The organism is Streptomyces bullii (assembly GCF_042657145.1).
GTDB lineage: Bacteria > Actinomycetota > Actinomycetes > Streptomycetales > Streptomycetaceae > Streptomyces > Streptomyces bullii.
Genome location: NZ_JBHSNY010000015.1, coordinates 235,485 through 256,638, shown reverse-complemented (window position 1 = coordinate 256,638; position 21,154 = coordinate 235,485). Strand labels below are relative to the sequence as shown.

Sequence of the window (21,154 nt, the reverse complement as noted above, 5' to 3'; positions counted from 1 at the left end):
GCAAGGCGCATTCGTCACGGCGTATTCGCGTCGAGCACGGCATCGCCCACCTGAAAAACTGGCGGGCTCTCGCCCGCCACCTTGGCCGCCGCGAGCACATCAGCGACATCGTTCAAGCCGTCGCCGGCCTGCTGTCCCATCAGCAGACAGCAGACCTGATTCCGACACGGCAGATGTGAGCACTGCGCCCCGCCGTCATCCTCGACGTCTCAACGCCTACCATGCACGAGCTCGTTAGTCGACTTCCGAGTCGGGAGCGAGAGCTATACGAGTAGTTCCGATGCGGCTTAACGCGGATCGCTCGGAGGCTGCGCCCGCTCAGACGACCTCGGCGGCGCTTTTAGGGCGGAACAGAACGGCCGTGCGATCACGGCGGCCCCACGCGACAACGGCAGCGAGCAGCAGCAGGGCGACCGCCTCAAGCATGGAGTTGTCGATGAAAACATTTGCGATCACCGCGCCGAGCATCACCCCGACCAGCCCCAGCGCGGCGAGACCGGCCAAGCGCGGCACGAGCAGACCAAGCGCACCGATGACCTCCACGACTCCGGTGACGTACCTGAACCACTGCCCAACCCCGATGTCTTCGAAGAGCTCGATCATCTGGTCAGCGCCCCCGAGCTTTGCAGCGCCGGCCATCACGAACACGATCGCCAGCAGTCCTTGGGCATTCCTGCAGGTCAGCGGACCCTGCCTCGCGGCTTCAGAGGCGTCGGCGGCAGTTCCGGTGCGGGCAGTGGAGCCCCGTCGTACCCCTTCACTTCTCCGAACCGGGAGCCTTCCATCCAGTCCCGGCGCGCTTGCTCGATCTCCTCCTGGGTCCGGCCGATCCAGTTCCAGAACATGATCAGCTCCTCCTCGAACGGCTCACCGCCCAGGAGCATCAGACCCGCGTCCGACTCCGCGCGCAGCGGGAGTTCGGTGCGGCCGCACCCGAGGTAGAGCATCGAGCCCGGCTGCACCGGCACGCCGTCCACGTGGGCCTCACCCGACATGGACAACACCGCGTACTCGAAGTCCGGCTCCAGCGGGAGGCGTACGTCCGTGCCGCGCGCGAGGGCCAGGTCGGCGCCGACGATCGGCGTGTACGTCGTGCCCGGCGAGGTCGCCCCGTCGAGGCCGCCGAGGATCAGCGTGGCCCTCAGGCCCGGGGCCGTGACCACCGGGAGGTCCGCGTGGTGCTCGAAGTGCGGGTCGGTGTGGCGGTGGGGGTCCGGGAGGGCGACCCACAGCTGCGCGCCGTGCAGGAGGCGGGCGTGCGGCCTGGGGCTCTCCTCGGAGTGGCTGACCGCCCGGCCGGAGGTCATCAGGCCCAGCTCACGGGGGCGGATCATCTGGAGGCTGCCGGTCGAGTCGCGGTGCAGCACCTCGCCCTCGTGCAGCCAGCTCACCGTCTGCAGCCCCATGTGCGGATGCGGCGGCACCTGCATCCCGGGCTCGTCGGCGATGTCGTCGGGGCCGTAATGGTCGACGAAGCACCAGGCGCCGACCATGCGGCGGCCCAGGTTGGGCAGCAGCCGTCGGACCTCGGTGGACTCGCCGAGTCGGACACGGCGCGGGCTGAGGAGTTCCCGCACGGGCTCCGCGACCACGAAGCCCCGGCCGCCGCATACGGTGGGCACCGCCTCGCGCTCAAGATTGCTCATGCCGCCAACCTAGCCCCGCCGCCGCACCCACGTCAGCCCGTGGCAGGCCATGACAGCCCCCAGCAGTCCATGACCTCTGCGGGCTGCCGCACGAACAGCGGTGCCCGGAAGACGACGACCCAGATATAGTAGCCATGTACATAGTAGCCATGTACTGTATTTGCATGAGTTCGAGTTCGTTCGAGGGCGCGACACCCGGGTTCCTGGTCTGGCGTCTGTCGATGAAGTGGCGTGTGGCGGTCGACCGGGCGGTCGCTCCGCTGGGACTGACCCACGCGCAGTACGCGCTGGTGGCCTCGCTGTACGCGATGCGGCGCTCCGGTGAGCGTCCGAGCCAGCGCCGCCTCGCCGACCACACCGGGCTCGAACCCCTCTACGTGTCGAAGCTGGCCCGGACCCTGGAGTCCGCCGGACTCCTGGAGCGCACCCGGGACCCGCGCGACCCGCGCGCCGTGCAACTGGCGCTCACGGACGAGGGCCGCGAGGTCACCCGGCGGGCGATCGGGGTCGTCCAGGGACTGCTCCAGCAACTGCTGGAGCCGCTCGGCGGCCTCGACAGCCCACGGGCACGGGAGTTCACCCGTGACCTGACGGTCCTGCTCGACACCTCTCTTGATCCGTTCAACGACCCCGAGACGGAGCAGCCATGACCACTACGCCCCTCGTCGACCCCCGCGTCATAGGCCTGGCCCACTACGCGAGCCGCGCGGTCCTCGAAACCGTGCTGGCTCGCCACGGCGCCACCTTCCAGCAGTCCGTCGCCCTCCGGCTCGCCGCCGTCGCGGACGGGGCGGCCGAGCGGGACCGTCTCGTCGACGGCATGGTCGGCACTTTGAAGATCGATGCGGCGGACGCGCACACTGTGATCGACGAGCTGATCGCCGGGCAACTGCTGGCACCGGAGGAAGCGCCGTCCCAGGTGCGGATCACGGACGCCGGACGGCGGCTGTACGAGCGGGTCTCGACCGAGACCCGCCCCATCACCGCGAGGATCTACGCCGGCCTCCCGGCCGAGGACCTGGCCGTCGCCGGCCGGGTACTCACCCACATCACCGAGCGCGCCAACGCGGAACTGACCGCCCTGACTGCCACCGCGACTGCCCACCACCACGACCGCGACGACCGCCACGACAGCCATGACCGCCTTGACGGACAGCGGAAGCAGGTAGTGGAATATTGAACTATCTCCGTCCGTTGTCGGCCTCGAAGGAGGTCACAGTGGACATGAGGTACGACTCGGCGTACTACGCCCACGGAACGCCCGCCGAGCGCTGGGAGCGCGCGCGGATGTTCTTCGACGCCAGGGACTACGCCGGTGCGGCGCGTGTCCTGGTCGGGCTGGTCGAGGAGGTTCCGGAGCAGACCGGACCGCGCCTGCTGCTGGCCCGGTCCTACTACCACTCGGCCCAACTGCGCCGTGCTGAGGCCGAGTTGCGTGTCATCGTCGAGCGCGACCCGGTGGAGCACTACGCCCGGCTGATGCTCGGCCGCACGCTGCAGCGGCAGGGACGGCACGAGGAGGCGGAGTCGCATCTGCGCATCGCCTCGGCCCTCGCGGGCGACTTCGAGCAGGCCTGAGCCCCCGGGGACCCGACCCGTAACCACGCCGGTGCCCGGCTCCGTCACGGAGCCGGGCACCGGCGTCGTACGCAGGCCGGATTCGGCGACGCACGCAGGCAGGAACCGGCTGCACACGAGGGCAGAGCCCTACTTCGCCGCCGCCTCTCCCCCGTACGACCGCCGCCCCTGCCGGTAGGCGATCTCGCCGAGGGCGATGTCGACGGCGAGGAAAGCGGCCAGCGGGATGCCCAGCAGCGGGACGAGGTAGCCGACGGCGGCGACCACCGCCAGCAGGGGCACGAGGACCTGCGGCGGCACTTGCTGCCAGGCGCCGCGCGGGATCGGACGGCCGAAGGCGGAGTCCCGGCCGCGCTGCCACCACATGCGGTAGCCCCACACGATGAGCAGGATCAGGCAGAACGCGAGCAGCATCAGGGCAATCTGGTTGGCGAGGCCGAACAGGACGCCGGTGTGCAGGTCGATGCCCCAGCGGGTGAGCTTGGCGAGGACCGGGAAGTCGGCGAACCGCAGCACGTCGGTGACCTCGCCGTCGGCCGGGTCGACGGCGACCGCGTCCTGCTTGGTGGGCCAGCCGCGCTGGACCTGCTTGACCACGTACGCGGAGTCGGCGTCGGCGGGCGGGACGATCTCCACGGGGTCGCCCAGGCCCTCGACGCGCGCCGCGGCCAGAACCTCGTCGAGGCCGACACCGTGCTCGCCTCCCCCGCCGGAACCGGCCGCGGAGCCGTGGCCGGCGTGCTCGCCGCCCGCCGCCGCCGAGATCGACGGGGTGGCCTGGCCGAGCGAGGTGCGCAGTTCGTCGATGTTCGCTCCGGCGTACGCCGACCAGGTCAGACCGGTCGCCGAGAGGAAGAAGAACCCGGCCGCGGCCCAGACGCCGAGGGTCCCGTGCAGACCGAGGGTGCGGCGGCGCCCGCCGGTGCCGCGCACCGTGCGCAGAGCACGGCGCCGGGAGAACCACAGCACCAGACCGCCGGCCGCGATCACCCAGAGCCAGCTGGCCGCCAACTCGCTGTACAGGCGGCCGGTTTCGCCGAGGTGCAGATCGCGGTGGAGTTCGTCGATCCAGGCACGCAGCGGCAGCGCGCCGGTCGAGCCGTACTGTTCGAGGGCGCCGCGCACCTTCCCCGTGTACGGGTCGACGAACACCGCGAGGGTGCGGTCGGCGTCGACGCCCGGGACGCCGGACAGCAGCACCCTCGTGGTCGCGTCGGGCTCGGGCGCGGGGCGCACGGCCGTCACCGTGCCCTGCGGGTGGGCCTCGCGGGCGGCGGCGACCTGCTGGGAGACCGGCAGGGCACGGTCACCGACGGGGACGGTCAGCTCATGGTCGTAGACGATCTTCTCCGCCTGGAACGAGGCGGCGTACAGCAGCCCGGTGACGGCGGCGACGAGCAGGAACGGTGCCACCAGCACGCCGGCGTAGAAGTGCAGGCGCAGGATCAGGGGGCGCAGTGGGGCCCAGCCGCTCTTCGGCGGTGCCGCGGCGGGGGGTTGGGGGGCCTCGTCCTTGGCGGTCGAGGGAGCGGTGGTCATCGGCGGGGTTCTCCCGGGGACGTCGTCGTGGCCGTGGTGATGCAGGAGTCGGGCCGAAGGCGTGCCGAGTTCCCGGGATGCGTATGTGGTGTGTGCCACACGGGGGTGCGGAGTGCCGTGGCATCCTGACGCGATGGGGAGTGCGAGTGGGCGGGTGCCGGTGGCCGAGCGGGTCGAGGAACTCCTCGCCGCCGACGGTGCGTTGCCGATCGTCGCGGCCGGTGACCCGGTGCTGCGGCGGGGCACCGAGCCGTACGACGGTCAGCTGGGCCCCGCGCTGCTGGCCCGGTTCGTCGAGGCGCTGCGCATCACCATGCGCGCCGCGCCGGGTGTCGGGCTGGCCGCGCCGCAGGTCGGTGTGGACCTGCGGATCGCGGTGATCGAGGACCCGGCGCCGGTGCCCGAGGAGGTGCGTGTGGCGCGCGGCCGGGTGCCGCAGCCGTTCCGGGTGCTGGTCAATCCGTCGTACGAGCCGGTGGGTGCCGCGCGGGCCGCGTTCTTCGAGGGCTGTCTGAGTGTGCCGGGCTGGCAGGCGGTGGTGGCGCGGCACGCGCAGGTGCGGTTGACCGGGCAGGACGAGCAGGGGCGTGCGGTGGACGAGGTGTTCACCGGGTGGCCCGCGCGGATCGTCCAGCACGAGACGGACCACCTCGACGGCACGCTGTACCTGGACCGGGCCGAACTGCGCTCGCTCTCGTCTCACCAGGCGGTCGCGGAGCGCTGGGCGCAGCCGACGCCGGAGGAGGCCGCGGCGGCCCTGGGTTTCCAGCTGCCGCGCTGAAAAACCGGAGGCGTCCAGCAGGGCGTCTCCGTTACGGTGCCCGTATGTCGACGCCCCGAATTTCCTAGCCGAGGACCCGCTTCCACGCCACCCGTGTGTCCTCTTGCCTGTTCGGAGCGTCTTCTCATGATCACCGTTCGTGATGTCGACGTGCGCGTCGGCGCGCGTCTGCTGCTGTCCGGCATCTCCTTCCACGTCTCCCCCGGCGACCGCATCGGCCTGGTGGGCCGCAACGGCGCCGGAAAGACGACCCTGTTGAACACACTGGCGGGCACGGTGCGGCCCGCCGCCGGCACCGTCGTCCGCACCGGCGATGTCGGCCACCTCCCCCAGGACTCCCGCGCCGCCGACCAGTCGGTGACCGTCGCCGACCGGGTCCTGTCCGCGCGCGGCCTGGACCGTGCGGTCCGCGCGCTGCGCCGCGCCGAGGCGGCGATGGCCGACGGGACGGAGCGGTCGATGAACGCGTACGTGCGGGCCGAGGCCGAGTTCCAGGCCCGCGGCGGCTACGCGGCGGAGGCGGAGGCCGCCCGGGTCGCCGCCGGCCTCGGCCTGCCGACGCAGGTCATGGACCGGCCGCTCGCCGCCCTGTCCGGCGGTCAGCGCCGGCGTGCGGAGCTGGCCCGGATCCTGTTCGCCGGCCATGACACGCTGCTGCTGGACGAGCCGACGAACCACCTGGACGCCGACTCGACCGCCTGGCTGCGGGGTTTCCTGACGGGCCATCAGGGCGGTCTGGTGATGATCAGCCACGACACCGCCCTGCTCGCCGCCACCGTGAACCGCGTCTTCCACCTGGACCCGGCACGCGCCGCCCTCGACCTTCACAACACCGGCTGGGACACCTACCTGGCCCGCCGGGAGGCGGACGAGCGGCGCCGGGAGCGGGAACGGGCGAACGCCGAGCGCAAGGCGGCGGCCCTGCACGCGCAGGCCGACAAGATGCGCGCCCGGGTGGCGACCGCGACCGCCGCGCGGAACATGGCCCGCCGCGCCGACCGCATGCTCGCCGGGCTCGAACCGGTCCGGCGCACCGAGAAGGTGGCCCGCATCCGGCTGCCCGAGCCGGCGCCCTGCGGCCGTGTCCCGCTCGGCGCGGTCAGCCTGACCCGGTCGTACGGCGGTCGGCGCGTCCTGCGCGGCGTCGACCTGGCCGTGGACCGGGGCAGCCGTCTGGTGGTGCTCGGGCCCAACGGTGCGGGAAAGACAACCCTGTTGCGCATCCTGGCGGGCCATGACACGCCCGACAGCGGCCGGGTGGTCCACGGCCACGGGCTGCGCCTCGGGTACTTCGCCCAGGAACACGACACCCTGGACCGTTGCCTGACCGTACGTCAGCAATTGACGCGAGTCGCTCCGCACCTCTCCGACGGTGAAGTGCGGCACGTCCTGGGGGCGTTCCTGTTCTCCGGCGACGACGCCGACAAGAGCGTCGGCGTCCTGTCGGGCGGCGAGAAGACCCGGCTCGCGCTGGCGGGCCTGGTCCACTCGGGGGCGAACGTCCTGCTCCTCGACGAGCCCACCAACAACCTGGACCCGGCCTCCCGGGCCGAGGTGCTGGCCGCGGTGGGCACCTACCCGGGCGCGATCGTCATGGTCACCCACGACCAGGGCGCCGTCGAGGCGCTGCGCCCGGACCGGGTGCTGTTGCTGCCGGAGGCGCACGAGGACCTCTGGAGCGAGGAGTACCGGCAGCTGGTGTCGTACGCGTGACCGGCGGGCGCCGGGTCAGTTGTCCCGGTACGCCTCCAGCAGCCGCAGCCACACCTCGCTGATCGTCGGGTAGGAGGGCACGGCGTGCCAGAGACGGCTGATCGGGACCTGCCCGGCGACCGCGACGGTCGCCGAGTGGATGAGTTCGCCGACGCCGGGGCCGACGAGGGTCACGCCGCGCAGGATCTCGTCCTCCAGGTCGACGACCATGCGGGCGCGGCCCTTGTAACCGTCGGCGTACAGGCCCGCGCCCGCGACGGAGGACAGGTCGACGTCGACGGCCCGCACCCGGTGCCCGGCCTGTTCCGCCTCGGCCAGCGACAGACCCACGGCAGCCGCCTCCGGGTCGGTGAACACCACCTGGGGGACGGCGGCGTGGTCGGCGGTCGCGGCGTGCGCGCCCCACGCCTCGGCGAGCAGGGTCTCGCCGGTGGCGCGGGCGGCGATGGCGGCGCCCGCGATGCGGGCCTGGTACTTGCCCTGGTGAGTGAGCAGGGCGCGCTGGTTGACGTCACCGACCGCGTACAGCCAGTCGTGGCCGGTGACGCGGAGGCTGTCGTCGACGTCGAGCCAGGAGCCGGGCTCCAGGCCGACCGTCTCCAGGCCGATGTCGTCGGTGCGCGGGGCGCGGCCGGTGGCGAAGAGGATCTCGTCGGCCTCGATGCGGTCGCCGGCGTCGGTGACGACCACCACGGTGCCGTTCTCCCGGGTCACCGACTCGACCGAGGTGCCGGTGCGGACGTCCGCGCCCGCCTCGCTGAGTGCCTCGGCGACCAGTTCACCGGCGAAGGGCTCCATGCGGGCCAGCAGGCCCTTGCCGCGGACCAGCATGGTGACCTTCGAGCCCAGCGCCTGCCAGACGGTGGCCATCTCGGTGGCGACCACGCCGCCGCCGACCACGACCAGCCGTCCGGGTACCGCCGGTGCGCTGGTGGCCTCGCGGCTGGTCCACGGCCTGACCTCGTCGATCCCCGGCAGCCCGGGCAGGGCGGCGCGGCTGCCGGTGCAGACGGCGACCGCGTGCCGCGCGGTCAGGACCCGTCGCGTTCCGTCCGGGCCGGTCACGGTCACCGTGCGCGGGCCGGTCAGACGCCCGTGTCCGCGGTGCAGGTCGGCGCCGATGCCGTCCAGCCACCGGGCCTGGCCGTCGTCCTTCCAGTGGGAGGTGTAGTAGTCGCGGTGGGCGAGGACCGCGGGCGCGTCGAGCGGGCCGTGCACCGACTGGCGCAGGCCCGGCACGCGGCGGGCGTCCGCCCGGGCGATGACCGGACGCAGCAGGGCCTTGCTGGGCATGCACGCCCAGTAGGAGCACTCGCCGCCGACCAGTTCGCTCTCCACGACCGCGGTGGAGAGGCCGGCCGCGCGGGTGCGGTCGGCGACGTTCTCCCCCACGGGTCCGGCCCCGAGGACCACGACGTCGTACGCGATCGAATCCGTTTCCGTCATGGGGTCAGTCTGGTGGGTGGTGTGCGCCGTGGCCACATGGGTAGGGGCGCGGAATACCTGACCGGTCGGCCGTGTTGTGCCGACGGCTGACCCGATACCAGGAAGAGGGATACACGCCATGAGCAGCACCGTGGAGCTCACCAAGGAGAACTTCGACCAGACGGTCATCGACAACGAGTTCGTCCTGATCGACTTCTGGGCGTCCTGGTGCGGGCCGTGCCGTCAGTTCGCGCCGGTGTACGAGAAGGCGGCGGAGGAGAACCCGGACCTGGTGTTCGGCAAGGTGGACACCGAGGCGCAGCCGGAGCTGGCCGCGGCCTTCGGCATCCAGTCGATCCCGACGCTGATGATCGTGCGTGACCAGGTCGCCGTGTTCGCGCAGCCGGGCGCGCTGCCCGAGGCCGCCCTGACGGACGTCATCGGGCAGGCCCGGAAGCTGGACATGGACGAGGTCCGCAGGCAGATCGCCGAGCAGCAGGCCCAGCCGGGCGAGTGACCCTCCCGGGGATTTCTAGAACGGGTACGTCGCCACGTCCCCGCGCACCGTCGTCCAGCGCAGCTCGGTGAAGGCCTCCAGGTTGGCCTCGCCGCCGAAGCGGGCGCCGGTGCCGGAGGCGGCGATGCCGCCGAAGGGGGCCACGGCCTCGTCGTTCACGGTCTGGTCGTTGATGTGGACGATGCCGGTCGGGATCCGCTCAGCGAGGTCCAGGCCGCGGGTGGGGTCGCGGGTGACGATGCCCAGGGAGAGGCCGTACGGGCTCTCGGCGGCCAGCGCGGCCGCCTCCTCGACGGTGCGGAAGGGCCGTACGGGCGCGACGGGGCCGAAGACCTCCTCCGTGTAGGCGGGGGTGCGGTCGTCGGCGTCGGCGAGGACCGTCGGCCGGTAGAAGAGCTTTTCGTGGGTGCCGCCGGCGGCCAGCTTGGCGCCGCTCGCGGCGCTGGACTCGACCAGGCCGTGGATCTTGGCGAGCTGTCCCTCGTCAATGACGGGACCGAGGTGGACCTGCTCGCGGTGCGGGTCGCCCACGGCGAGCGAGTCCGCCTTGGCGGCCAGCCGCTCCACGTACTCGTCGTAGACGGACGCGTGCACCAGATGGCGGCCGGTCGTCATGCAGATCTGGCCCTGGTGGAAGAACGAGCCCCAGGCCGCGGTGGAGATCACCGCGTCCAGGTCGGCGTCCTCCAGCACGATCAGGGCCGAGTTGCCGCCCAGCTCCAGGTGCGCCCGCTTCAGATGGCGGCCGGCGGCCTCGCCCACGGCCCGCCCGGCGGCGGTGGAGCCGGTGAAGGAGATGACGGGCACCCGCGGGTCGGCGACCAGGGCCTGTCCGGCGTCGGGGCCGCCCGGCAGGACGTGCAGCAGCCCCTCGGGCAGACCGGCCTCGGCGAAGACCGCCGCGAGGGACAGTCCGCCGCAGACGGCCGTGCGCGGGTCGGGCTTCAGGACGACCGCGTTGCCGAGCGCCAGGGCCGGGGCGACGGAGCGGATCGAGAGGATCAGCGGGGCGTTGAACGGGGAGATCACGCCCGCGACTCCGACGGGGACGCGCCGTGTGTAGGACAGGCGGGGCGCCTCGCTGGGCAGGACCTGGCCGGCCGAGCGGGAGGCCAGCGCCGCGGCCTCGTAGCACTCCTGGGCGGCGACGTGCAGTTCGAAGTCGGCCTTGCCGGGGATGGAGCCGGACTCGCGCACCAGCCATGCGCGCAGTTCGTCGGCGTGCGCGGCGAACAGGTCGCCGGCCTTGCGGAGCACTCCGGCGCGCACGAAGTGGGGGACGCGCGCCCACTCCGACTGGGCGGCGAGGGCGGCCTCGGCGGCCTTCTCCACGTCCTCGGCGGTGGCGAGGGTGACGGTGCCGAGGGTCTCGCCGGTGGCGGGCTCGGTCACGCCGTACTCACCTCCCGCCAGGGTGCGGGGCTGCCAGGTCCGGGGGTCGAGCAGGGGCATACGGCTCTCCGATCGGTCAGTCGGTCACCGGCTCACAGGGTGAGCGGAAGTCCCGTGTAGTGCGCGGCCAGTTCGGCGGCCGCATGGCGGGACGCGGCGATCCGGCGCAGACGGGAGAGCTGCAGCCGGTGCTCGAACGCATCCCCATTTGGTTGAGCATGCAACAGCTTAGTCATCTCGTGGGAGAAACGGGTGGCCTGCCACACCCGTGCGAGGCATATCTCCGAGTACCGGTCGAGGAGTTGGGTGTCACCGTTGCGGTGCCACGCGGCAAGGGCCCGCCCCAGGACACGGACGTCGGACACGGCGAGGTTGAGGCCCTTGGCGCCGGTCGGCGGCACGATGTGGGCGGCGTCCCCGGCGAGCAGGAGCCGGCCGTGCCGCATCGGCTCGTGCACGTGACTGCGCATGGGTGTCACGGACTTGGCGGTGATCGGGCCGCGCCGCAGGGTCCAGTCGGCGTCGATCGCGAACCGGGCGGCGAGTTCGTCCCAGACGCGCTCGTCGGGCCAGTCGGCGGGGTCGGTGCCGTTCGGCACCTGGAGGTACAGGCGGGACACGCGCCGCGAGCGCATGCTGTGCAGGGCGAAACCGTGCTCGCCGCGTGCGTAGATCAACTCGTCGCAGGACGGGGCCACGTCGGCGAGGACCCCCAGCCAGGAGTACGGGTAGTCGTGCGCGTACGTGCGGCACGCCCCGGCCGGGAAGGCGCCCCGGGAGATCCCGTGGGAGCCGTCGCAGCCCACCACCCACTCGCACGTCAGCGTCCGCTCTCCGCCCTCGTGCAGGAACCGTACGACGGGCGCGTCGCCCTCCGGTCCCTCCACCGTCACCGCCTCCGCCTCGAACAGCAGCGGCGGGCCTTCGGCGAGCTGCAGCGCGACGAGGTCCTCCACGATCTCGGTCTGGGCGTAGATGGTCACGGTGCGGCCGCCGGTGAGGGACGGGAAGTCGATACGGTGCCGTGCGCGGTCGAAGCGCAGCTCGATGCCCTGGTGCACCAGGCCCTCGGCCGTCAGCCGGTCGGCGGCGCCCGCCTCGCGCAGCGCGTCGACCGTGCCCTGCTCCAGCATCCCGGCACGCTGGCGCTGTTCGACGTAGGCCCGTGTCCTGCTCTCCAGGACGACACAGTCGACGCCCGCCCGGTGCAGCAGGCGGGCGAGGAGCAGTCCGGCGGGGCCGCCGCCGATGATGCCGACCTTCGTGCGCATGGCACGCCTCCCGTGCGTCAGCTGGAGTCGCGGTGGACCACCGTGGCCCTCAGCACCTTGTGCGTCTCGGGCGGGGCGCCGGGGGCGCGCACCGCGCGGTCGACCAGTTCGGCCAGTTCCCGGCCGGAGGGCAGCTCCAGGTGGACCGTGCTCAGCCGCGGGCGCAGCAGCCGGCCGAGCATCAGGTCGTCGGCACCGACCACGGCCGTCTCCTCCGGAATCCGCACACCCTCGTCTTGGAGGGCACGCATCAGCAGCATCGCGTACTCGTCGTTGTACGCGAACACCGCGTCGAGGTCGAGCTCCCGCCACCGTGCGGCGAGCCGCGCCGCGGACGCCTCGTCGTAGCCGAGCGGCAGCTCGGTCACCGTGGCGTCCGTGCCCCGCACGGCCTGCCGTACCCCGGCGAGGCGGGGCGCGGAGAACACCTCCAGGCCGGACTGCCGGGGGACGACGACGCCGATCCGGCGCCGGCCGCGGTCGTAGAGGTGGGCGCCGGCGCTGTGGCCGACGGCCTCGTGCTCCACGAGCAGGGCGTACGCCCCTTCCACCGTCTCCGGGCCGAGGGTGACCACCGCCCGTGCGCCGGAGCGCTTGAGCACCGCCACGCCCCGGGGCCCGAGTCCGGCGCCGGGCACCAGCACGGCCACGGGCCGCAGCTCGGCCCAGGCGCGGGCGGCCTCGTCGCCGTGCGGCTGGGCCGTGCCGTACTGCACGACCGTGTAGTCGAGGCGGCTGAGCGCGCTCTGGAGGTCGGTGATGAACCGGCTGTACAGCGGTCCGACGGGGAAGGCCGGCGCCGGCATCAGGACCATCCGGCTGTGCCCGGCGCGCAGGCTGCGGGCCGCCGCGTGCGGGACGTAGCCGAGTTCCCTGGCGGCCTCGTGGACTCGGCGGCGGGTGGGCTCGCTGATCCGTACGGCGCTGGTGTTGTTCAGGACGTAGGAGACGGTCGCGCGGGAGACTCCGGCCAGGCGGGCCACATCGGCGCTCGTGGGCACGGAGCGCGGGGGTGCGGGCGAGGCGGGCGCGGGCGTGTTGGGTATCTGCACCATGACGTACGGCATCTTTGCAGAAGCCCCAACACGCGCTTTCGGCGGGGGAGTTGTGAGGAAACCGTGCACTCCCGCCGGAGGTCAGCAGGGCCGGCCGGCGCCCGTCACCCGGTCGACCAGGTCGACCCACGCGGTCTCCAGCCGCTCCAGCGGCATGCCGCACTGCCGGGTGAGGTGGTGGATCAGTGCGGGGTCGAGCTGGCTCATCAGGGTGTGGGCGAGCAGCTCGCAGTCCGCCTCCGGCACCGCCTGCCGCAGCAGCATGGCCACATGGCCGCGCAGGAAGCGGCGCGGTGCGCTGGTGAAACGGCGCTGAGCGTTCGGTTCGGCCGCCAGCATCAACTCCAGCTCGTCCGGCGACCGGCGCAGCAGCGCACACCCGAACGCCCGCAGCCGCTCCACGGGGGGTGCGCCGGGCCCCAGCGGCGGCGGACCGCCGAGCAGGGCGGCCTGGAACTTCTTCTCGGTGTGGTCGAGCAGGGCCGTCAGCAGGCCGGTGCGGTCACCGAAACGGCGGAAGACCGTCCCCTTGCCGACCGCGGCAGCCACGGCCACCGCCTCCATGGTGAGACCGGCCGCGCCGTGCTCCGCCACCAGGCGCGCGGCGGCCTCCAGGAGCCGGGCCCGGTTGCGGGCGGCGTCGGCCCGCAGGCACGGTTCGTCGGCGTCGGAACCGAGCTGGAGCAGCTCGTGCCCGTCGACGGGCTCCTCAGGCGTCGGGGAGGGCGGCAGGGCAGCGGACATATAGCCAGGGTAAAGCACGGGAAGAAAACTGGACCACGGTCCGCTTAGGTGCTACAACATTAAACGGACCTCGGTCCGGATTGTTACGGCAGCATTTCAGCACACCACCTTGGAGTTCCGCATGTCTGTTCGCATCCTCGCGCTCGTCGGCAGCCTTCGCGCCGGTTCGCACAACCGCCAGCTCGCCGAGGCGGCCGTGAAGCTCGCCCCCGAGGGCGCGGAGGTCCAGCTCTTCGAGGGCCTGGCCGAGATCCCCTTCTACAACGAGGACATCGACGTGGAGGGCAGCGTGCCGGCCGCCGCCGCCAGGCTGCGTGAGGCCGCCTCCGCCGCCGACGCGCTGATCCTGTTCACGCCCGAGTACAACGGCACCATCCCCGCCGTGCTGAAGAACGCCATCGACTGGCTGTCCCGCCCGTACGGCGCCGGCGCGATCAGCGGCAAGCCGGTCGCCGTGGTCGGCACCGCCTTCGGCCAGTACGGCGGTGTCTGGGCGCATGACGAGACCCGCAAGTCCGTGGGTGTGGCCGGCGGCAAGGTGCTGGAGGACGTCAAGCTGTCCATCCCCGGCTCGGTGACGCGCTTCGCCGAGACCCACCCGGTCGACGACGCGGAGGTCGCCGCGCAGCTGACCGAGGTCATCGCCCGCCTGCACGGCACGGCCACGGAGCCGGCGGCGGCCTGACCGGCCGCGCCGGGAGCGACCCCAGGGGGCCGGAGCCTTGATGGCTCCGGCCCCCTTTTTCTGTGGCTGGGCGTGGCGGGGGTGGCGGGGGTCGTTCGCGGTCGGTGGCCTGACCTGCACGGGGACCGCGCCGCGCCCCGGCGCACTCACCCGGGCAGGTCAGGCCACCGCCGTCGGGGCCAGTTCGTGGAGTTCCCGTAGGGCCGCCGCGACGGCGGGGCGGGTGTGGCCGCCGCCTCGGGTGCAGGTGAGCAGTTTGCGGTGCGGGTTGCCCGTGCAGCGCAGCCGCGTGATCGGCAGGTGCGGGGTCAGCTGGGCCAGGCGCGGGATCAGGGCGACGCCGAGCCGGTGGGCGACGAGGTGGGCGGTGACGTTCCAGTCGAGGGCGTGGTGGACGATGTCGGGGCTGAAGCCGGCGGCGCCGCACGCCGACATCACGTGCGGGCGACAGGGGCTCTCCGGCACCGGAGCGATCCAGGACTCGTGGGCCGCGTCGGCGAGGTCGATCCGGCCCCGGCCCGCCAGCGGGTGATCCTCGGGGACGACCAGGTCGAACGGGTCGTCCAGCAGCGGCTGCTGGTCGAACCGCGTGTCGCCGAGGGGCGGGTTGTGCGGCGTGGCATCCACGATCGCCAGATCGCTCTCCCCCTCGAAGAGCCGGTCGAAGCTCTCCGGCACCCCCGCCTCCGTGATCCGCACGGACAACCGCGGATACCGCTGTCCCAGCCGCACCGCCATCGGGGCCAGCAGCACCGAGACCGCCACCGGGAAACCGGTCACGCGCAACGGCCCTGTCGGCGTGCCGTGTTCGGCGCGCAGGTCGAGTTCGGCCTGCTCCCAGCGCGCCTGGATGGCGTCCGCGTGGGCGAGCAGGCTCTCGGCGGCCGGGGTGAGCCGTACGCCGCGCCCCTGCGGCTCCAGCAGGTCGACGCCCAGGTCACGGGCGAGCTGCCGGATCTGCTGGGAGGCGGCGGACGGGGTGACGTGCACGGCGCGGGCGGCGGCGGTGACCGTGCCGTAGTGGGCGACCGCCCGCAGGACGTGCAGTCGGCGCAGGTCAATCATGAAGACCACGCTTCACGGTGACGTTTGGAAAGTCAACCTGGACGTGTACGGATAGGCGGCGCACCCTTGGCTGTGTCGCGACGGACGAATCAGCCACCACGGACCCACGAGGACCAAGGAGTTGCCATGACCAGCACGACCGGCGCAGTCTGCCCGCACTGCGGCTGGCCCGACGCCGAGCCGTTCCAGGTGGTGTCGCGGCACACCACGGCGGCGGGCCGCACGGTGTGGGCCCGCTGCGGATGCGGCTCGCTCCAGGTCCGCGTCGTCGACGGCTGCGGCACGCGTGTCGTCTCCCGCAGCAGGCCCGCTTCCCTGTGAACCGCGAACGGTGCACCGGCCGGACCCCGCCTACCGCAGGGCGTCGAACCACCGCACCACGGCGGCGGTCCGGCCTGCTGCAAGCCCAGGCGCCGGGAGCCGCCGTAGTCGGGGGGCCGAGGCCGACCGGCGGGGCGTGGACGCCGCGGGCGCGCAGGGCGGCGTGGCAGTGGGCGCAGTTCTCGGTGCCGGCCTGCTCGTCCCGGTCGGCGTAGGAGCCTGATCGGGGCGCGCGGCGTCCAGTCGGCGCCCACGCCGTCGGTGACGCGCAGGGCCGCCGCCAGCTCTCCGGTCGGGTGGGCCGGCATCGCCCGGCTCCGGGGGGTGAGGAGCGCGTCGAGGGAGAGAGCCGGCCGGCGGTGTCCGGAACGCCCCGGGTGGCGCGCCGGGTCACGGGCCCGTCGGGGTTCGCCCGTCGCGGGAACCGGCGTAGGCGGCCTGGCGCAGGCGGCGCAGCCAGCCGGTGGGCCGCAGTCCCGGCAGGCTGTGGGCGTACGGGTCGTAGGACAGCGTGCTGCGCTCGGGGACGGCGTGGGCGGCTCCGAGGGTCAGGGTCGCGAAGGAACGCCACGGCTCGCCGGCTCCGGCCGCACACAGGTCGAAGCGGACGGGCGCCCGGGAGAGCGCCTGCCTCAGGGCGGGCAGGGCGACGTCCACCGCGGGGTGGGTGCCGCGTACCGGGAAGGCCGCCAGCACGCGTTCGCGGGCGCCGGTCCGGTACGACGTGAGAGTGGAGTACGGGCCTGCCAGCGCCTCGCGCCGCAGCAGCGGCAGATGGCGGCCCAGGCGGCCGGCGCCGCTGGACGTCAGCAGCAGGTCCAGCGCAGTGCCGGGGCCGTCGGCGTCCGCGACCCGCAGCGCCAGGCCCAGCCCGTCGGGCAGCGCCCCGGGCAGGCCGAGCGCGCGTGACCACCGCACGGTCACCTCGTAGGAGCCCGGCCGGTCCAGCCAGTCCGCGCCCCACTGGCCGTCGGCGGTGCCGGGCACGTCCAGCGTGCCCGAGCACATCACCCCGCCGGGATGCAGGGCCGGCGCCGAGCGCAGTCCGGCCACCCGGCGGGCGACCGCGTAGGCCACCTTCATGTGAGCCTCCTTCTTTGCGCCCGGCCCCGCTGACGAGGCATGTGAGGGGTACCCGGCGTGACGAGTACCCGGAGCAGGCGCGCCCATCGGGCCGCATCCCCGAGAAAGGCTCCGCTCATGACCGGCACACACCGTCGGGCACCCGACGTCCGGACTCCCGTGCAGCAGGCGGCGCTCCTGGTGGGGGTGGTCTTCCTGCTGGTGGGCCTCCTGGGTTTCGTCCCCGGGATCACCACCGACTACGACGCGCTCGAGTTCGCCGAGCGTGACTCGCGGGCCAAGCTGCTCGGCGTCTTCCAGGTGTCCGTCCTGCACAACCTCGTCCACCTGCTGTTCGGCCTCGCCGGTGTCACCCTGGCCCGCGCCGCCTCCACCGCCCGCGCGTTCCTCATCGGCGGCGGCGTCGTGTACCTCGCGCTGTGGGTCTACGGCCTGGTCGTCGACCACGACAGCGCGGCCAACTTCGTACCGGTCAACACGGCCGACGACTGGCTCCACTTCGCCCTGGGCGTCGGCATGATCGCGTTGGGCGGGCTGCTCGGCCGCCGTGCCCGGGCCGGCACGGCTCGGTAGGCGACCCGGTACCGGAACGGAGGTCCGACCATGCCTCGTCCCACGGACGACCCCGCCGACGACGCGCTCGATCTGCACTTCATCGGCAACGCGACCGTTCTGCTGCGGTACGGGCGGCTCACGCTGCTCACCGACCCCAACTTCCTGCACCGGGGGCAGTACGCCTACCTGGGGTACGGTCTGCTGAGCCGCCGCCTGACCGAGCCGGCCGTGGACGTCGGGGAGTTGCCCCTCCTGGACGGCGTGGTGCTGTCGCATCTGCACGGTGACCACTGGGACCGCCGGGCCCGCCGGAACCTGGACCACACCGTACCGGTCCTGACCACACCGCACGCCGCACGCCGCCTGAGGGTGATCCACGGCTTCCGCCGCACCGCTGGGATGCGCACCTGGCAGGGGCTCACCCTTCAGCACGGCGACACGCAGGTCAAGGTCACGGCCCTGCCGGGCCGGCACGCCGGTCACCGGGTGCTGCGCGGTCTGCTGCCGCCGGTGATGGGCAGCATGCTGGAGTTCGGCCCCGTCGCGGGCCCCACCCGGCTGCGTCTGTACGTCTCCGGCGACACGCTGGTGTACGACGGCCTCGACGAGATCGCCAGGCTCTTCCCGGCCGCCGATCTGGCCGTCCTCCACCTGGGCGGCACCCTGCTGCCCGGCGGGTTCCTGGTCACGATGGACGGCGCGCAGGGAGCGGAACTCGCCCGGCGTCTCGATCCCCGGCTGCTGCTGCCGGTGCACTACGGCGACTACACGGTGATGCGCTCAGCGCTGTCCGAGTTCCTCGTCGAGGCGGACCGGATCGGTTTCGGCGAGCGGATCGTCCACTGCGGACACGGACAGCACGCCCGCCTCGCCGCCGAACCCGGGGCGGTCCCGACGGTCCTGTGACCGGGGCTCCCGACGGTCCTGTGACCGGCGGTGTCGCCGGCCCCGGTCAGGCGCGGCTCCTGTCTGATCCGACCGTGCGCAACTCCTGCCTGATCCGACCGAGCGCGGCTCCTGCCTAAATCCGACCAGGCGCGGTGCCTGGCTCGCCGTGGATGGTGCCCGGCTCGGCCGGCGAGACTCGCGCCGATCCGGTACCTCATGCCGTGTACCTCATTCCGCGCCGGCCGCGCTCTACGACGTGGGAGGCGGTTCCCGCAGGATGTCCGTGGCGATGTCCGCCAGTGACCTGCCGGTGCGGAACGCCTCGGCGCGCATCAGGGCCAGGGCGTTCTCGGGGCTCAGGCCCCGCCGGGCCACCAGCGCTCCGATGGCGCGTGCCGTGTCGAACCAGTGGGCGCGCACGACCTGTTCCGGTTCCCAGGCCGGCGCCTCGGCCCCGGTGAGCAGCATCTGCCGGGTCGGCAGGAGGGCCGCCGCGACCGCGTCGGCCACCTGGGACGTCTGCTCCAGAGCCTCCTTGGTGAGCGCGTGGGGCCGACACGCCAGCAGGTCCACCGAGCCGAGGACGTAGTCGCCGAAGAAGACGGGGAGCGCGTACACCGACTCCACCTGCGGCAGCCGCTCGCGCACGGTCGCCCCGAACAGCGGCCAGGGCGTCAGCTCATGACGCAGATCGTCCACCGCCACCGGCTCGCCGCTGTGCGCGGCGCTGATGCAGGGCCCCTCCAGCACGGTGAACTGGATCTCCTCCAGCAGCAGCGCGGCCTCGTTCGAGGCGGCGAGCAGCTGGCGGGAGGGGGTGTCGGTGAGCAGGGACAGGGTGGTGCCGTCCATGCCGAGCCCTTCGCACACCGCCGCGCAGACCCGCCGGGGCACCTCTTCGAGTGCCGCTCCGGCCGCGGCTTCCGCGACCAGCCGTGCCGTCTTCGTCGCCCCGGCCGTCATCCGGCGCTCCTCCCCCGTGCCCGCCGACTCGGGACAGGGCGCTGGGGACGGCCGGTCGCGCGCGGGTGACCGGCCGCGCGCTGCGGGCGCCGCGGGCGGGACGCCGCGACCGTGTGCTGAGCGGAAACCATGCGGGCGGAGTACCCGGAGTCGTCACGGCGACTCCGGGTACTCCGCCCGGCCGCCGTCCACAGGCGCTCGCAGGCGCTCACAGACCACTCACGGACGGGCTCGCCGGGGGTTCGCCCCCGCCGCGTCGCCCCCAGGATCCCGGCTCACAGGCGTTCGCCCGCCACCTCCTCCTCGCGGGGCTCCCGGTGCATCCGGCGGCGGAGCCGTACGCGGAGCGCTCGGAGCCGGTCGAGGCGGGAGATGACGGGCGAGGCGGTCACGCCGTGCAGGACGACCGAGACGAGCAGGGTGAAGCTCACCACCGCCCACAGCTCACCGGCCGGGACGTGGAAGCCCTCGATGCCGAGGGCGTGAGCGAGGTAGAACAGCGAGCCGATGCCGCGGATGCCGAAGAAGGCGATCACGATGCGCTCCCGGGGGCCGGCGGCGGTGCCGTACTGGGCGAGCCAGCCGGTCAGCGGCCGGATCACCAGCAGCAGGAGCAGACCGACGGCCGCGCCCGCCGGGGAGAGCGGGGCGAGGCCGCCCTGGGCGACGAACACGCCGAGCAGGAAGAGCAGTGCCGCGGTCAGCAGCCGCTCCACCTGCTCCACGAAGTCGTGCAGCACGGTGTGGTAGCCGTGGGCGCGTTCCGCGGCGCGGATCCGGCAGGCGGTGACGAACACGGCCAGGAATCCGTAGCCGTGCGCGAGTTCGGTGACGCCGTAGGCGAGGAACGTGGCGCCCACCGCGACGAAGCCCTCCCGGTGTTCGGACAGCCGCATCGCGCGCCGGCCGGCCCGGAAGAACAGCCAGCCGAGCAGCTTGCCGACAGCGAGGCCCGCGGCCACTCCGACCAGGCACTTGTAGCCGAGGTCGACCAGCACCCAGTGCCCGGTCCAGCCGCCGGACAGGCCCGCGCCGGCGGTGGCGGCCAGGGCGATCGCCGCCGCGACGACGGGGAAGGCCAGGCCGTCGTTGAGCCCGGCCTCGCTGGTCAGGGCGAAGCGCACCTCGTCCTCGTCGTGCTCGGAGTCGGTGGGTGCCCCGACGCGCACCTCGGAGGCGAGCACCGGGTCGGTGGGCGCGAGCACGGCCGCCAGCAGCAGGGCGGCGGCCGGCGGCCAGCCCAGCAAGGTCCAGGCGAGGACGCACACCGCAGCGACGGTCAGCGGCATGGTCAGGCCGAGCAGCCGCCAGGTGGCGCGCCAGTGGTTGCGGCCGAACGGACGGTTCAGCGCGAGTCCGGCGCCCATGAGGGAGATGATCACGCACACCTCGGTGAGGTGTTCCGTCCACGCCCGGTCGGCCACGGGATCGATGTCGGGCAGCGGAGCCCCCAGCAACTGGACCAGGACTCCGCAGACGAGGAAGACGAGCGGCAGGGACAGGGGTCTGCCGGCCACGAGCCGGGGCAGCACGGCCGCGCCGAGCGCACCGGCCCCGATCAGGGTGAAGAGAAAATCAACCGAGGTCACCGGTGACGTGTGCCCACGAGGGGCCGTCAGACGCCGGCGGGCTTCCCGACCAGGTGAGCTGCTCGCCGAGCGGGCCAACCAGGTCCGGATCCACGCCCTGCGCGCCGAGGCCCGCAGCCGCTTGACCACCGCGTACATGACGTGCGCGTACCTCGGGTGCCACGGGCTCGTGGCTGGGCACCCACGCCCAGACCCACGGCGGCTGGCCGGCCGTGTGCGGCCTGCTCGCCTGCCTCACCGCGACGGCCCTCACCGCCCCTGCACGGAGCCGGTGCGGGGGCGGCCGACGGGCCGCCGCCATGAGCGGCCAGGACACGGAGCCCTCGCCGAAGGCGCCGGACTCG

21 protein-coding genes and 1 pseudogene are annotated in these 21,154 nt (G+C 73.2%); 10 read left to right on the top strand and 12 right to left on the bottom strand.

Features of this window, described 5'->3' with window-relative positions; translation table 11 throughout:
* Nucleotides 1-318: 318 nt before the first annotated feature.
* Together ACFPZJ_RS35775 and ACFPZJ_RS35770 are read right to left on the bottom strand one after the other, a co-directional pair.
* Nucleotides 319-657: a DoxX family protein gene (locus ACFPZJ_RS35775; RefSeq protein WP_381030663.1), complete on the bottom strand. Its 339-nt coding sequence runs from the start codon at nt 655-657 to the stop codon at nt 319-321.
* Between the two features lie 23 nt (nt 658-680).
* Nucleotides 681-1,646: a pirin family protein gene (locus ACFPZJ_RS35770; RefSeq protein WP_381030633.1), complete on the bottom strand. Its 966-nt coding sequence runs from the start codon at nt 1,644-1,646 to the stop codon at nt 681-683.
* A gap of 164 nt (nt 1,647-1,810) precedes the next feature.
* On the opposite strand from ACFPZJ_RS35770, the gene ACFPZJ_RS35765 reads away from it, so the two are divergent.
* The 3 genes and pseudogenes from ACFPZJ_RS35765 (at nt 1,811) to ACFPZJ_RS35755 (ending at nt 3,224) form a co-directional block, all read left to right on the top strand.
* A complete protein-coding gene (locus ACFPZJ_RS35765) occupies nt 1,811-2,296 on the top strand; it encodes a MarR family winged helix-turn-helix transcriptional regulator (protein WP_381030630.1) in 486 nt (161 codons plus the stop codon).
* Nucleotides 2,293-2,733 (top strand): annotated as a pseudogene (locus tag ACFPZJ_RS35760) (MarR family transcriptional regulator); the annotation flags it as partial. The gene ACFPZJ_RS35765 and the pseudogene ACFPZJ_RS35760, both read left to right, overlap by 4 nt.
* A 137-nt stretch (nt 2,734-2,870) precedes the next feature.
* On the top strand, nt 2,871-3,224 hold the full coding sequence (locus ACFPZJ_RS35755) for a tetratricopeptide repeat protein (protein WP_381030627.1): 354 nt from the start codon (nt 2,871-2,873) through the stop codon (nt 3,222-3,224).
* 129 nt (nt 3,225-3,353) lie between these two features.
* On the opposite strand, the gene ACFPZJ_RS35750 is transcribed toward ACFPZJ_RS35755, so the two are convergent.
* Nucleotides 3,354-4,763, bottom strand: coding sequence for a PepSY-associated TM helix domain-containing protein (locus ACFPZJ_RS35750; RefSeq protein ID WP_381030624.1), 1,410 nt, complete (start codon nt 4,761-4,763; stop codon nt 3,354-3,356).
* Between the two features lie 133 nt (nt 4,764-4,896).
* Here ACFPZJ_RS35750 and ACFPZJ_RS35745 point away from each other — a divergent pair, with 133 nt between their 5' ends.
* Nucleotides 4,897-5,544: a peptide deformylase gene (locus tag ACFPZJ_RS35745; protein ID WP_381030621.1), complete on the top strand. Its 648-nt coding sequence runs from the start codon at nt 4,897-4,899 to the stop codon at nt 5,542-5,544.
* Between the two features lie 126 nt (nt 5,545-5,670).
* Nucleotides 5,671-7,257 carry an ABC-F family ATP-binding cassette domain-containing protein gene (locus tag ACFPZJ_RS35740; protein ID WP_381030619.1) on the top strand — a complete coding sequence of 529 codons (1,587 nt, stop codon included), beginning with the start codon at nt 5,671-5,673 and terminating at the stop codon, nt 7,255-7,257.
* Nucleotides 7,258-7,272: 15 nt separating this feature from the next.
* Here ACFPZJ_RS35740 and ACFPZJ_RS35735 read toward each other — a convergent pair whose 3' ends face one another.
* On the bottom strand, nt 7,273-8,703 hold the full coding sequence (locus ACFPZJ_RS35735) for a dihydrolipoyl dehydrogenase family protein (RefSeq protein WP_381030617.1): 1,431 nt from the start codon (nt 8,701-8,703) through the stop codon (nt 7,273-7,275).
* 118 nt (nt 8,704-8,821) lie between these two features.
* Here ACFPZJ_RS35735 and trxA point away from each other — a divergent pair, with 118 nt between their 5' ends.
* The gene (gene trxA, locus ACFPZJ_RS35730; protein WP_381030614.1) at nt 8,822-9,199 is read left to right on the top strand and encodes a thioredoxin; all 378 of its coding nucleotides are present in this window, start codon (nt 8,822-8,824) and stop codon (nt 9,197-9,199) included.
* A gap of 15 nt (nt 9,200-9,214) precedes the next feature.
* Here the strand turns inward: trxA and ACFPZJ_RS35725 are convergent, their stop codons facing one another.
* The 4 genes from ACFPZJ_RS35725 to ACFPZJ_RS35710 all read right to left on the bottom strand — a co-directional run bounded on the left by ACFPZJ_RS35725 (nt 9,215) and on the right by ACFPZJ_RS35710 (nt 13,661).
* Entirely contained in the window at nt 9,215-10,651 is a 1,437-nt protein-coding gene (locus ACFPZJ_RS35725; protein ID WP_381030612.1) for a benzaldehyde dehydrogenase, read from the bottom strand.
* Between the two features lie 32 nt (nt 10,652-10,683).
* Complete coding sequence (locus ACFPZJ_RS35720; protein ID WP_381030609.1) at nt 10,684-11,862, bottom strand: 4-hydroxybenzoate 3-monooxygenase; 1,179 nt, start codon at nt 11,860-11,862, stop codon at nt 10,684-10,686.
* 17 nt (nt 11,863-11,879) lie between these two features.
* Nucleotides 11,880-12,917: a LacI family DNA-binding transcriptional regulator gene (locus tag ACFPZJ_RS35715; protein ID WP_381030606.1), complete on the bottom strand. Its 1,038-nt coding sequence runs from the start codon at nt 12,915-12,917 to the stop codon at nt 11,880-11,882.
* Nucleotides 12,918-12,998: 81 nt separating this feature from the next.
* Nucleotides 12,999-13,661, bottom strand: a complete 663-nt coding sequence (locus ACFPZJ_RS35710) for a TetR/AcrR family transcriptional regulator (RefSeq protein WP_381030605.1) — start codon at nt 13,659-13,661, stop codon at nt 12,999-13,001.
* Nucleotides 13,662-13,782: 121 nt separating this feature from the next.
* On the opposite strand from ACFPZJ_RS35710, the gene ACFPZJ_RS35705 reads away from it, so the two are divergent.
* The gene (locus tag ACFPZJ_RS35705; protein ID WP_381030603.1) at nt 13,783-14,346 is read left to right on the top strand and encodes an NAD(P)H-dependent oxidoreductase; all 564 of its coding nucleotides are present in this window, start codon (nt 13,783-13,785) and stop codon (nt 14,344-14,346) included.
* Between the two features lie 159 nt (nt 14,347-14,505).
* Here the strand turns inward: ACFPZJ_RS35705 and ACFPZJ_RS35700 are convergent, their stop codons facing one another.
* A complete protein-coding gene (locus ACFPZJ_RS35700) occupies nt 14,506-15,411 on the bottom strand; it encodes a LysR family transcriptional regulator (protein WP_381030600.1) in 906 nt (301 codons plus the stop codon).
* Nucleotides 15,412-15,537: 126 nt separating this feature from the next.
* Between ACFPZJ_RS35700 and ACFPZJ_RS35695 the strand changes: the two genes are divergently transcribed.
* Nucleotides 15,538-15,732, top strand: coding sequence for a hypothetical protein (locus ACFPZJ_RS35695; protein WP_381030598.1), 195 nt, complete (start codon nt 15,538-15,540; stop codon nt 15,730-15,732).
* A gap of 390 nt (nt 15,733-16,122) precedes the next feature.
* Here the strand turns inward: ACFPZJ_RS35695 and ACFPZJ_RS35690 are convergent, their stop codons facing one another.
* A complete protein-coding gene (locus tag ACFPZJ_RS35690; RefSeq protein ID WP_381030595.1) occupies nt 16,123-16,815 on the bottom strand; it encodes a catalase family protein in 693 nt (230 codons plus the stop codon).
* Nucleotides 16,816-16,932: 117 nt separating this feature from the next.
* Here ACFPZJ_RS35690 and ACFPZJ_RS35685 point away from each other — a divergent pair, with 117 nt between their 5' ends.
* Together ACFPZJ_RS35685 and ACFPZJ_RS35680 are read left to right on the top strand one after the other, a co-directional pair.
* Entirely contained in the window at nt 16,933-17,388 is a 456-nt protein-coding gene (locus ACFPZJ_RS35685) for a DUF4383 domain-containing protein (protein WP_381030592.1), read from the top strand.
* 30 nt (nt 17,389-17,418) lie between these two features.
* Nucleotides 17,419-18,276: an MBL fold metallo-hydrolase gene (locus tag ACFPZJ_RS35680; RefSeq protein ID WP_381030589.1), complete on the top strand. Its 858-nt coding sequence runs from the start codon at nt 17,419-17,421 to the stop codon at nt 18,274-18,276.
* A 231-nt stretch (nt 18,277-18,507) separates the two neighbouring features.
* Here ACFPZJ_RS35680 and ACFPZJ_RS35675 read toward each other — a convergent pair whose 3' ends face one another.
* Nucleotides 18,508-19,221 carry a GAF and ANTAR domain-containing protein gene (locus ACFPZJ_RS35675; RefSeq protein WP_381030586.1) on the bottom strand — a complete coding sequence of 238 codons (714 nt, stop codon included), beginning with the start codon at nt 19,219-19,221 and terminating at the stop codon, nt 18,508-18,510.
* Nucleotides 19,222-19,496: 275 nt separating this feature from the next.
* Nucleotides 19,497-20,810, bottom strand: coding sequence for a cation:proton antiporter (locus ACFPZJ_RS35670; RefSeq protein WP_381030583.1), 1,314 nt, complete (start codon nt 20,808-20,810; stop codon nt 19,497-19,499).
* Nucleotides 20,811-21,154: the final 344 nt, after the last annotated feature.